This window comes from Flavobacterium frigoris PS1, from assembly GCF_000252125.1.
Classification (GTDB): Bacteria; Bacteroidota; Bacteroidia; order Flavobacteriales; family Flavobacteriaceae; genus Flavobacterium; species Flavobacterium frigoris_A.
Genome location: NZ_AHKF01000018.1, coordinates 571,708 through 584,568, shown reverse-complemented (window position 1 = coordinate 584,568; position 12,861 = coordinate 571,708). Strand labels below are relative to the sequence as shown.

General features: G+C 35.9%; 7 protein-coding genes. 4 read left to right on the top strand and 3 right to left on the bottom strand.

The features are described from left to right. Window position 1: 1 nt before the first annotated feature. Both HJ01_RS11250 and HJ01_RS11245 read right to left on the bottom strand, forming a co-directional pair. Window positions 2-1,396 (bottom strand): RagB/SusD family nutrient uptake outer membrane protein, encoded by a 1,395-nt coding sequence (locus tag HJ01_RS11250; protein WP_007138539.1) that lies wholly within the window; start codon window positions 1,394-1,396, stop codon window positions 2-4. A gap of 18 nt (window positions 1,397-1,414) precedes the next feature. Continuing rightward, window positions 1,415-4,498 carry a SusC/RagA family TonB-linked outer membrane protein gene (locus HJ01_RS11245; protein ID WP_007138538.1) on the bottom strand — a complete coding sequence of 1,028 codons (3,084 nt, stop codon included), beginning with the start codon at window positions 4,496-4,498 and terminating at the stop codon, window positions 1,415-1,417. A gap of 1,260 nt (window positions 4,499-5,758) precedes the next feature. On the opposite strand from HJ01_RS11245, the gene HJ01_RS11240 reads away from it, so the two are divergent. The 4 genes from HJ01_RS11240 to HJ01_RS11225 all read left to right on the top strand — a co-directional run bounded on the left by HJ01_RS11240 (window position 5,759) and on the right by HJ01_RS11225 (window position 9,604). Beyond that, window positions 5,759-6,025 carry a helix-turn-helix domain-containing protein gene (locus HJ01_RS11240; RefSeq protein WP_007138537.1) on the top strand — a complete coding sequence of 89 codons (267 nt, stop codon included), beginning with the start codon at window positions 5,759-5,761 and terminating at the stop codon, window positions 6,023-6,025. Window positions 6,026-6,496: 471 nt separating this feature from the next. Beyond that, window positions 6,497-7,168, top strand: coding sequence for a serine protease (locus HJ01_RS11235; RefSeq protein WP_007138536.1), 672 nt, complete (start codon window positions 6,497-6,499; stop codon window positions 7,166-7,168). Between the two features lies 1 nt (window position 7,169). Then, a complete protein-coding gene (locus HJ01_RS11230; RefSeq protein WP_007138535.1) occupies window positions 7,170-7,625 on the top strand; it encodes a hypothetical protein in 456 nt (151 codons plus the stop codon). 176 nt (window positions 7,626-7,801) lie between these two features. Next, the gene (locus HJ01_RS11225) at window positions 7,802-9,604 is read left to right on the top strand and encodes an ATP-dependent nuclease (RefSeq protein WP_007138534.1); all 1,803 of its coding nucleotides are present in this window, start codon (window positions 7,802-7,804) and stop codon (window positions 9,602-9,604) included. A gap of 216 nt (window positions 9,605-9,820) precedes the next feature. Here HJ01_RS11225 and katG read toward each other — a convergent pair whose 3' ends face one another. After that, complete coding sequence (gene katG / locus HJ01_RS11220; protein ID WP_007138533.1) at window positions 9,821-12,088, bottom strand: catalase/peroxidase HPI; 2,268 nt, start codon at window positions 12,086-12,088, stop codon at window positions 9,821-9,823. Window positions 12,089-12,861 lie beyond the last annotated feature (773 nt).

Here is a 12,861-nt window from a genome sequence, read left to right as displayed (position 1 = left end):
ATTAATATCCAGTATTTTGAGGTTTTAGAAATGGATTTACTAGTAATTCAGACTGTGGCAAAGGCCATAATTGGTCGGTTGCATTCCATCCAGGTTTCGTACCCAAGACAGCATCCAGCTTCCCGAAACGCTTCAGATCAAAAAAACGATGCCCGTACTCGGTAAATAATTCAACCTTGCGTTCTTGTAAGATGGCTTCGAGTAAGGTTGTTTGAGTAGTAGCATCCGTATTGGGTAGGCCCGCCGTATGTCTTATCTTGTTTAAATCTTCTTTGGCACCTATCATGTCTCCTTGCCTAGCACGTGCTTCTGACCGAATCAGGTACTGCTCTGCTAGTCTGAAAATAATGGAGTATTCTAATGAGGAACCGCTAGCAATGTCTTGCTTGTATTTATAAGGATGATACCAAAGGCCACCTCCTTCCGTCACTGTCTTTATCCAATGACTCTTTCTCAAATCGTTGGTCTCAAATTGGGATACAAAATTGTCCGACAAGGCAACCAGCTCTGGCGGACCGGAAAAGAAAATAAAGGCGCTGCCTTCATCTGTATTCGCACCTTCACTTCCAGAAGCAAGTTGCCATATAGTGCTAGTACTTTCTTTTAGAAATACGGAGTCAAGATTACCATCCCATATATAAAGCGAAGTATCATTCAATACTGCTGAGGCCATATTCGCTGCTTCTGCAAAATCACCATGGTACAAGTACACGCGTGCAAGCAATGCCTGTGCTGTCGCCTTATTGGGGCGAGTTCGATCTGCTTTACTATAGTCTGAAGGTAGTAAGGTAATAGCGGTTTCAAGATCGCTTATGATGTTTTTATAAACGACTTCGATCGCCATTCGTGGCACAGTCCTGTTGTAAACATAATCGGTTGTACTTACATAAGGCACATCCCCAAAAAGATTTACGAGGTAAAAGTGCGTTATGGCTCTTGCAAAAAGTGCCTCACCCTGCAATTGATTTTTATCACTTGGCGCTAATGAAGCCGAATTACCTACTCCTTCAAAAATAGCATTGGCAGCATAAATCTGATTATAGGAACTGTTCCATAATAGGGAAACAAAAGCATCTGAAGCTAGTAAAGAATTATTATAAAAATCGGCTGTCGTGTAAGCACCATTTTCATAAGAAACTAGTTCATCAGCATACGTACCCAACAGGCAAGAAATCCCAAAAGACTTTCCGGTTAACAGTCCGTTCTCTCTCATTTGTGCATAAACATCAACCATAGCTGCAGTTGCCGTGGTCGCGTTCTCAAAAACCGCGTCCGTAGTCAACTGCGAATTAGGTCGGTCGACTGCAACAAAATCATCACAGCTTACAATGAAAAGAAAACTAGACAGAGCCAGTAGTTTTATAGAATAGTTCCGAATTCTTATTTGATTTTTCATGTGTTTGGATTTTAAATATTAAAAAGTAAGTTGCACTCCAGCTGAAATAACACGTAAAGGAGGTAAAGTACCGCCTTGGGTAAACTCAGGATCAGCCCCCTTGTAAGAAGTGATAGTTAGGAGATTTTGTGCCTGTAGTGACAAACGACACCCCAACTGTGGCAACAATTCACGTGGAAAATCGTAAGAGAGCGAAATGTTTTTAAGCCGTATATAAGAGGCATCACTTACAGCACCGTCACTCAAACCAAAATATTCACTAGCCTGCATAACTTGTTGGTCAGTGCCAGTAGTATACCTCTGATATGGAGCCAAATCCCCAGCCTGATGCCAGCTGTTGACATAAGCTGATGGTTGATTACTCAATAATCCAGCAAAGCGCTGCGTATTGGCAAAATTGAAATTCTCTTGTTTAACAAACTGGAATAGAAAATCCAATTGTAAGCTTTTGAAAACAAATAGGTTTTGCAGTCCACCATAGTATTTTGGGTTAAAATCCCTAACTGTTTCACGGTCATTTTCATACGATATAGCACCATCGCCATTCACATCTTTAAATTGATACAGTCCAGTTTGTGGATCGACTCCAGTAAAATGAAATAGTTTTCTTATTGTCGTAGGTTGTCCTATTACATAATCGCTTCTGTAGCCAGAAGATTCTAAATCAGGAAAAGAAACCAATCTATTGGTCGCGCTGGTTATATTAAAATTAGTCGTCCACGAAAAATTATTAGTTTTAATCGGTACTAAGCGCAGCGTAGCTTCAAAACCAGTATTTTCAACAGTCGCGTCTAAATTGGCTTGGATGCTACTAAAACCTGTGGTTCCTGCTAAAGGTAAACCAACCAGCTGGTTGGAGGAACGATTTTGATACCAAGCGGTTGTCAAAAAAATACGATCATTAAAAAATCCAAGCTCTAGCGCAGCTTCAAATTTTTTATTAGTTTCCCAACCGAAATCAGCATTATAAAGTCGCGCAGGCTGCAAACCATTGGTACCTCCATATTGATATCCAGAGGAACTGTAGGTGTTTAGAAATTGGTAATCCCCTATTTGATCATTTCCAGTGGTACCATAACTAGATCGTAGTTTTCCAAAACTGAGCCATGAACTATTTTCAGCTAGCAGTGGCTCTTTAAAAAACAACCAAGCCCCGCCTATGGCTCCAAAAGTAGCAAACTGCTTTCCTGGTCCAAAACGACTGGAACCATCCCTCCTACCGGTGAAATTTACAATATACTTGTCGACAAAGGTGTAATTAGCTCGTCCAAAAAAAGCTTGATATTTATAAAGTATCGCATCATTATTCAAAATCAGTGTTACCGATGCCGACGCCAAGTCAGATAGCAAGCTATTACTTGTAAATCCACTGGCGAGGCTAAGTAGCTTTTTGCTATCTTGGTTTTGATAGCTGGCTCCTACCAATACATCAATTTTTGATTTCCCAAAATCCCCCCTCCAGTTCAATTGTGGCTCAATAATCCAAGACCGCCTGCTCAACGTATTGCTATAAATGGAGGAATACTGACTGCCTAAATTATAAGCAGGATTATACACAGCAGAGGGTATAGAACGATTGTCCTCATTATGAAGGTCGGTAAAACCAAGACTCGTCTTAAATTCCAAGTTTTTGGCCACCGTATAAGAAAGTAAACTATTCACTATAAGGTCAGTGGTTTGAGCGATATTTTTGCTTTCTAAATTGGCCAATGGGTTTTCCCAAGTACTGTTCTCCCAGTTCAGCTTGTTCTCCGCATCATAAAGTGCGGGAGCATTCGGTGCAAGTTGCCTCGATAAGGTTACAAAGTCAATCCATGGTAAGTCGTTGTGCTGCGCGGTATAGCTTCCCGAAAAAGTAAAGCGAAACTTTTTGTCCTCGGAAGCATGGTCAAAACTAAGTCGAGCACCTCCTCTTTTATATAAAAAATCTCCGGGGAATACGCTGCTTTCCGTTCGATAATTACCACTAAAGAGATATTTAGTTTGTTCAGAACCACCACTAACCGAAGCCTGCAATCCCGTGACTTCCGATGTCCCTCCTATCAGTTTTTTTTGCCAGTCTGTATATCGGCTCGGATCCCAAGTACCGTTCACATCATAGGCGTTTGCGGGATAGCTAACAAAACCGTCATTGCCAAAAGCTTCCTGTCGCATCGCTAAATACTGCGAGGTATTCATTAGAGGCATCATCTTGCTGACCGTTCCACTACTATGATTGCTGTTAATCGTAAAGGTGGTCTTACCCGCTTTACCTTTTTTAGTGGTAATCAGCACTACGCCATTGGCACCACGAGAACCATAAATAGCTGTGGCATCAGCATCCTTTAATATCTCAAGACTTTCAATATCGCCAGGATTAATACTTGCTAAGGGGTTTCCATCCCCAGGAATAGATGTCGAAGTTTGGCGATCGCTAATAGGATCTGTAGAATAGGGCACCCCATCAATAATAAAGAGTGGAGCATTCGCTCCCTCACGAAGACTGTTTAACCCACGAATGTTGATACTGAATCCACCACCTGCAACCCCACTTTCCTGCACAATATTCACTCCTGCCATCCTTCCCTGCATAGTAGCAAGCACATTCGTTACCGGTTGGTTTTCAATATCCTTTGCCGTTATTCTAGCAATACTACCCGTACGCTCACTTTCCTTCACGCTGTAATACCCAGCATTAATTTTCACTTCCTGCAATTGGGTAGCATCCTCTTGTAGTTGTACAGGAACTACAGTGCGTCCCGCTATTGGAATAGTTAAAGTGTTATACCCTACAAAAGAAAAAACAAGAATATCAGCGGCAGTAGCCGCTATACTATATTTACCTTGATGATCAGTAATGGTGGCAGTAGATTTGCCTTCTACAGATACAGTAACACCAGGCAATAAACCTTGACTATCTCTTACGGTTCCTGTAATCGTTTGTTGTTGAAATAAATTACTTTTTGCCAACTCAAGCACATTATCTGGAGAAGAGGAAAGCCTGTGACTGTCAGGCATTCCTCTCTTTTCTCCTGCGAATGATTGAGTTGTAAAAAAGAGACAGCAAATTCCTAAAAGTAAAGGAATAGCCAGCCAACCCTTGTAAAATGAAGATTTATTCATAATTTTGGTTTAGTTAATTAAAATAGTAAGTTTTGTTAGCGTTGGTCCTCTACAGTTGTCCAGACGGTCAGAGGGCCTTTTTTTTTAAAGGTGTAAAGCCACAAAGTGGCAATTACCCTAAGTATTTTTTAGTTTTTATATTGTCATAGGCTTGTTTTTATTTTTATTATTAGGTTTCTGTGTTCAATATTCTCTGTTCTCCATTTAAAATTCAAAATAAGAAATTCGATGTCTGCATCTTTCTTCTATACTCTTTGTTCCCCATTTAAAATTCAACATTTAAAATAAAAAAACACTTACTGCATCATTGCTCTTGCATCTTCAACCATAAACCCAAAGGCATATCACTACTATTAATGCCACAATCAATGCAGCTTGTATATATCTGTAATATTTCATTTTATCAATTTTAATATATTATAAAACAAGTAGTATACCCAGTGAAATCTGGCATAATGGAGGTATATAAAAGGAAGATTGATTTTCACTACTAGCCTCCAACCCTTTGTTTAATGATTTTTTTTTCATATTTTTATAATTATTGGTTTTTATTGGTCATTTGTAATTAACTCCCATTTTATAGAATGGGTGGAGTCGATAGCGAACATTCGAAGTAATTCAACATTTAAAATAAAAAAACAGTTACTACTTCTTGCTTCTTTGCTCTTGCTTCTTTGTTCTATACTCTTTTCTCTATGTTCTTTATTCTATGCTCTTTTCGCCATGTTCTTTTCGCCATGCTCTTTTCGCTCCAATCAACATTAAAAAAAAAAACAACCTGCACCTATTATTAACAAATTCAAATTAAATTAAATAGGCGATTATTCAATGGACCTTGGCGGTGCAGGCGTTTTTAGAAGGAGTACCGGTTTATTCAATCATAGACATACGAGTTTTAGCGATTTAAACGGCTGCGAGACTATAAAAATGAAGATGTAGCGCTAAGAATGAAGTTGAGTTTTGCCTAACTATTGGCCAAAAAAATGGCATGGAACTCAGCTTAAACGCTTCAGAGGTACTGGTATACCCTACACACGAATAAGTGAGCCCACGCCATGGGACGTGAGCATCGTACTTATCTTCTCGTGTGTTAAAATTACCAGTTTTCTGAAACGAGATTCAAAGCGAATGCTTCAATATTGTATTTGAAGAATCGCAAAAATAATACTAATTCTAATAGAATTAGGGTATAAAGATAAAAAATAAAATGACAAATACGTCATTGTGTGAAAATGTTTTTCTGATTCAATTTGAAATACTATGGAACAGATAAAAAACGAAAGATTATTAAGTGCAATAAAGCTAGTTTTAAAAGAACTTCGTGCTAAAAGCGGCTTGACTCAAGAGCAGGTGGCAAACAATATAAAAGCGAATAAAGATTTATCAATTCATATTGGACGTAATGAAACAGGAAATCAAAATATGAGTGTCAGTACTCTCTATGAATTATGTGAATATTATAAAGTGCCAATATCTGAATTTTTAAAACGAGTTGAAGAAATTGATAAAGGATTAAAAATTAAATAAATAAACAGATGCTAAACTAGCATCTGTTTTATTTTTAGAAAGGTTCCTAAATTGCATATTGAATTTTCCATAATGCATATTATATAAAAATTTAAACCCCTATTTTGACCTTACTTAAAGATTCAAAATATGGAATGGTATGAAATCATTGGGTTTGCTGTGGTATGGGTTTTAGGTCTATATCTGAGAGGAAAGTTTTATATATGCTTGAGGAATAGGCATTATAATGATAGCTGGAGAACTGGGCGGAAGAAATGAAAAATATCCCACATTAGAATTAGCTTACTATTATACTCTTTAATTAAAGTCAAAATATCACTAAATGTGGGTATTGTAACAATAGTTATAAAAGACTTTATTTACGAACTAGAATATATAGCTTGAGATATTGTAAAACTTAAAAAAAAGTGTTACTCGTAGATGTTATATGCAAGTTAGTGACAGGTTTAACCAAAATTGTAAAGAAACATTATGTATAAAGAAATAAATAGAAGATTTTCGGGAGGAGTTTTTATGCTCGCAAAAAAGAATACTCAAAATGTAGAATTTATAGGAACTGGTTTTTTAGTTTCTGATTTAGGATATCTTTTAACTTGTTCGCATATTATTAATCCTTTGGATTCAATAGTTGCTATATCAATTGAAAACACTAATACTTTTAATCCAATGACTTTAAGTAAAGTCAATTTTTTTGAATTACAATTGGTTCAAAATGACGCAATAAATGATGTTGCTTTATTAAAATTCAAAAATGATATTCAACCCATTGTCTCAAAAAATATTTTCGGAAATAGTGAAAATGTAGAATGTGGTTCAAGCATTGCTATTATTGGTTTTCCATTTGGAAATTCAGGATTGCATATTCAGTCATTAACTCATGGAATAATAAGCTCTAAAATAAAAACTTCGTCAAATGTTAAGTTATTACAATTTGACAGTATGATACATGAAGGAAATAGTGGTAGCCCATTAATTGAATTACAAACAAATAAAATAATTGGAATTGTTACAAATAGATTTAATCCTTCAGCAGGTGGGGCAACAATTATGATGGGAAATCGTCAAGTAGGCGTTGAAACGAATATTTCTTATGCAACAGCAATAGAATATGGTCACGAATTATTAACGAATCAACTTAAATAGAATGATAGAATTCGAAAATAGCGAAATATTAAATTTCATCAATTCTGATGTACCAAGTTATCAGAGAGAAACTTTACTAAAATCTCTGAATAGCAATTCTGATTCTATTGATTTTTATAATGAAATAGGAAAGGAATTAACTGGTGAACTAAATAGCAATAATTTACTACTCCAAACTGGTCCCGTAATAAACAAAACAAGTTTTTGGGAAAAAGTAAAAGATGAAGTCTATCTATTTATATGTACTGATGTAGAGAAATACTCCACAGAAAGAAATTTAATGGGTAAAAATTTTAAAGAAGTTACAACTATTGTAGCTACTGCTATTGCAGGTACATTTTCTCTTGGAACTGGAGTAATAGTTGGAATAGTAACCAATGTTCTTATTTCTGTAGTTAAAGTTAACAAAAATGCTTGGTGTGAATTACAAAAGCCAAATAATTCAGACAACTCATGAAAACCAGCCACTAACAGCCATTGATATAGCTGGAATTTAGTGGAATTACCTTTTCGCATCAAGTTTCGTTAAGCCGAAATTTGGGCGGTTACGAACTTCCAGCCATCTCAAAGTGGCAAAATGTTAGCAGAAATATCACCACAAAATCGGAGAATACAATAACTCAATTCTAACAAATGAAAATACATTCCTTAAATATTTCAGGATTTAAAAGACTGAAAAATGTTAAAATTTTATTCGCTGATGCAACGTTTTTAATTGGTCAAAATAATTGTGGAAAAAGTTCGACAATTAAAGCAATCGAGACACTTTTATCAGGAAAAAAACAATTGAGTTCAAGTGATTATCATTCAATTCTTGATCAAGAAACTAACGAAGTCAAAGTTGACACTAATACAATTATTTTAGAAGCCGAATTTAGAAATTTACCTATTGAGGCGCAAACTTGGAGAGGATTTAAAGGAAGAATTTTTAATTATGTAGTTCCTGCAGATATTGAAGAAACAGGTCTTTCAGTAACTTATCGTAAAACTTATGAATTAGGAAAAGATGTAATTATTGAATTTAAATCTAAAATTAGAAGTATAAAAGAAGAGTTTGTAGAATGTAAAAAACCTCAAGACTATATCAATAATGGATTACCTCAAGAAATAATTGAAGAATTTTTCCCTGAGTTAGAAAGTAACATTGGAAAAAGCAAAAGTTCTTTAGAAAAACTAGACCTAATTGATGAAATTTGGGAAATTTCAGAAGAAGAGAATTGGTTTCAAAATCCAGGTGGTATACCTGGAAATGTTTTAAAAATGCTTCCTAGATTTTTACTTATTCCAATTGATGTAGGAATTCATGAAATTCAAGGAGCAGGAAGTGGAGTTTTAAGTACAACCTTAAGTGAACTTTTTCAAACAGTTCGTGAACATTCAGAACATTTTAAAAATGCACAAATTCATCTAGATAATTTAGCAAAGGAACTTGACCCTAAAGATAATAATTCTGAATTTGGTAAAATGATGACTGAGTTAAATAATGTGCTTTCATCCATTTTTCCAGATTCAAAACTTCATGCAACTACAAGCTTAAGTGATCCCTCAAGTTTAAAACCAAGTTTCAATGTTGAAATGTCTAGTAATATAAAAACTTCTGTAGATAATCAAGGTACAGGAATGGTTAGGGCAGCTGTATTTGGCATGTTAAGATATAGACAACTTTGGCTTTCAAAAAAAGAAGATGAACATGCAAGGTCAATAATAATATGCTTTGAAGAACCTGAAACATATCTTCATCCTAGTGCAGCTAATCAAATGAGAGATGCAATTTATGAGTTGAGTTCTCAATCTGCACAAATAATTTCTTCTACTCATTCGCCTTATCTGATAGATATATCTAGGAAACCTAAGCAAGTTTTGAATAGAATGTTTGATTGCGGTAATCACGTTGATTGTAATAGTTTCAGTGTTTCTGAAAAATTTTTAGAACTGCAAGAAAATCAAAAAGATTATGTAAAAATGCTTTTAAAAATTGACAATTATATCTCTAGAATATTTTTTACTAAACATGTAGTAATAATTGAGGGCGATACTGAAGATATTTTGATAAAAGAAACATTAAAAAGATTAGACAAATTAAAATATCTAAGAATATTATCTGATTTTGAAATTATTAAAGCACGTGGAAAAGCTTCAATTATTGGGTTAGTAAAGTATCTTACTTCTATGGGAATAAATCCAATTGTTGTTCACGATAAAGACTCCGCAGTGCCTAATGCTGAAAAATTTAATCAACCAATAATTGATGCTCTTAATGGTAATGGCAGAATTGTATACATGGTAAATAATGTTGAGGAAGAGCTAAATTATAATGCAACTTATGAAAAACCATATAAAGCTTATAAAAAAACTTTAGAATGGGGAGAAAATTGGGATGATTTACCCGAAAATTGGAAAGTTAAAATGGTTGAAATTTTCGGAGATTACATATAAGATACTTCTGCTAACCGCCATTGAGCTAGCTGGAATTTAGTGGAATTATCGTTATCATAGTGTCATTCAATACCTTTTTTTGGGCGTTCCACTTTGTGAAATAAACTCAAACTGTCGTTTTTAACCAAAAAAAATCCCCAACTACACTTTGTAATTGGGGATTTAGTATATGATGATAATCTGTTATCCTTATTATGAATAAGAAGAGGACGAATATTATCTTATATCGAAACGATCTGCATTCATAACTTTGGCCCAAGCTCTTACAAAGTCGTTTACAAATTTTTCTTTACTGTCGTCTTGTGCATAAACTTCGGAGTAAGAACGTAAAATAGAATTAGACCCAAATACCAGATCCATGCCTGTTGCAGTCCATTTTACCACTCCGGTCTTACGGTCGCAAATTTCGTAAAGGCCTTTTTCTGTTGGTTTCCATGTATTGCCCATATCTGTTAGGTTGACAAAGAAATCGTTAGTTAAAGCGCCTATTGTATTAGTGAAAACACCATGTTTTGTATTGCCATAATTGGTTCCCAACACTCTCATTCCACCAACAAGAACTGTCATTTCTGGTGCCGTTAATCCCATTAATTGTGTGCGGTCCAGCATTATTTCTTCAGAGCTTACTGCGAAATGTTTTTTACTATAGTTACGGTAGCCATCAGCTAATGGTTCTAAAGGCTCAAAAGATTCAGCATCTGTCATTTCATCAGTTGCATCTCCACGACCTGCTGAAAACGGAACTGTAATAGCTACGCCAGCCGCTTTAGCCGCTTGTTCTATTCCTAAATTACCTGCTAAGACAATAGTGTCAGCGATACTAATACCAAACTCAGCTGCAATAGGTTCAAGAACAGATAAAACATATGCTAAACGTTGTGGTTCATTTCCTTCCCAATCTTTTTGTGGTGCTAATCGAATGCGTGCACCATTAGCACCACCTCGCATATCTGAACCCCGGAATGTACGTGCGCTATCCCAAGCTGTATTCACCATTTCTGGAATAGATAATCCTGATACAGCAATTTTATTTTTTACAGCAGTTCTGTCGTAATCTGTAGTTCCAGCAGGAATAGGATCTTGCCATATTAAATCTTCTTGTGGAACATCGGTACCAAAGTAATTTACTTTTGGCCCCATATCTCTGTGCGTAAGCTTAAACCAAGCACGAGCGAAAGTGTCTGAAAAATATTCTTGGTCGTTCATGAACTTCAAAGAGATTTCTCTATAAATAGGATCTACCTTCAAGGCCATATCAGCGTCAGTCATCATTGGGTTTTGGCGAATACTTGGATCTTCGACATCTACAGGTCTGTCTTCGTCTTTAATACTGATCGGTTCCCATTGCAATGCACCGGCAGGGCTTTTGCGAGATTCCCATTCGTGATTGAACAACATTTGGAAAAATCCATTGTCCCACTTCGTTGGGTGTGTAGTCCATGCGCCTTCAAGTCCACTTGTTACAGTATGACGGCCTTTGCCCGAATTAGTTGGATTTTTCCAACCTAGTCCTTGTTCTTCAGCTCCTGCTGTTTCAGGATCATCACCTAAGAGACTAGCATCACCATTCCCATGGGTTTTACCTACTGTATGTCCACCTGCAGTTAATGCAACCGTTTCTTCATCATTCATTGCCATACGAGCAAATGTTTCACGCATTTGTCCAGCAGTTTTCAAAGGGTTTTGCTTTCCGTTTACTCCTTCTGGATTTACATAAATTAGCCCCATTTGAACAGCAGCTAATGGATTTTCCATCGTCGAAGGATTCTCTACATCAGCATAACGTTCGTCACTTGGTGCTAACCATTCTTTTTCAGATCCCCAATAGGTGTCTTTTTCTGGGCTCCAAATATCTTCACGTCCGAAAGCAAATCCAAAGGTTTTTAATCCCATGTCTTCATAAGCAATTGTACCGGCCAAAACAAGTAAATCGGCCCAACTCACTTTATTACCGTACTTTTTCTTGATAGGCCATAGTAATCTTCTTGCTTTGTCTAAACTAACATTATCAGGCCACGAATTTAAAGGTGCAAAACGTTGATTACCTGAGCCACCACCGCCACGACCATCAGAAATACGGTAAGATCCAGCAGAATGCCAAGAAAGACGTATCATTAATCCACCGTAATGACCCCAATCTGCAGGCCACCAGTCTTGGCTATCCGTCATTAAGGCATGCATGTCTTTCTTTAAGGCTTCAATATCGAGTTTCTTAAGTTCTTCTTGATAATTAAACTCATGTCCTAAAGGATTTGTTTTAGTATCATTTTGGCTCAATATGTCAAGGTTAAGTGCATTGGGCCACCAACCCATAACATTCGCTTTAGTTGAAGTATTTCCACCATGCATTACTGGGCATTTTCCTGCTGATGCATCGTGGTTGCCTTCAACTATAGTCGCGCCTTCGTTTAGTGGAAGTTGTTCATGATTAACTGGGCATTTACCTTGACCGTTGGATAGATCTGTATTGTTATTATTTTCCATATTTATTTTTATAAATTTACTGTGTTTATTATTTAGTAAAATTAACGATAGTGTATCTTATAAATCTATAGCACTCATCTTCATGTTTTATTTCGTTATAGATATTATTTATCACAATGAAAATTAAAATAGATTATGAGTATAATTATTAGCGAATTAAAGAAAAAGAATTTAATAGGTAGAATGTGAAAATCAACTTTTTTTTTGGACTAATTTTTAACGTTAACCTAAGAAAAAACTATGCTTTTGTTTCTCAAAAATAACGAAAATAGTTGGATAAAAGGTAAAAGAGTTCGGTTTTTATTAATGCAATCTAGCAATGAAGTACTTTTAATCTATTGTTTTTCAATGCTTTAGAAGATACTGCTTGATCCATAAAATTGTAGTAGAATTTTGGATTTCCTTATAAATTAGCTCTCCTTTCAAGAGCCTTATTTTAGGATAAAAGCTATTTTGCTCAGTCTATATTGATTGGCTTATCAGATAGGATTTCTAAGAAAAATTTCAATTGCCATTTTTGTGCTTTCTGTGCTTGTTTGTTCGTTGGTTCGCCCCCGCTCACGCACGAATCCTTTCGTGTGGCTTGTTATAGCAAATTACATACATAATTATGCAGGTTGATGCCACCGAGGACTACTTATATTTAAAAGATAAAACAGGCGTTTTTAAAGAAGGATGATTCAAAAGCCATAGCAGAAATTGCATTCCTTGACATTGTTCAACGAGGTCTTCGCCATCAAACAACTACCTTTGATCAGTAACTGCAAATAAAA

Coding starts and splice junctions, on each gene's coding strand:
- HJ01_RS11250 (WP_007138539.1), bottom strand. CDS start 1,396: ATGAAAAATCAAATAAGAATTCGGAACTATTCTATAAAACTACTGGCT.
- HJ01_RS11245 (WP_007138538.1), bottom strand. CDS start 4,498: ATGAATAAATCTTCATTTTACAAGGGTTGGCTGGCTATTCCTTTACTT.
- HJ01_RS11240 (WP_007138537.1), top strand. CDS start 5,759: ATGGAACAGATAAAAAACGAAAGATTATTAAGTGCAATAAAGCTAGTT.
- HJ01_RS11235 (WP_007138536.1), top strand. CDS start 6,497: ATGTATAAAGAAATAAATAGAAGATTTTCGGGAGGAGTTTTTATGCTC.
- HJ01_RS11230 (WP_007138535.1), top strand. CDS start 7,170: ATGATAGAATTCGAAAATAGCGAAATATTAAATTTCATCAATTCTGAT.
- HJ01_RS11225 (WP_007138534.1), top strand. CDS start 7,802: ATGAAAATACATTCCTTAAATATTTCAGGATTTAAAAGACTGAAAAAT.
- katG (WP_007138533.1), bottom strand. CDS start 12,088: ATGGAAAATAATAACAATACAGATCTATCCAACGGTCAAGGTAAATGC.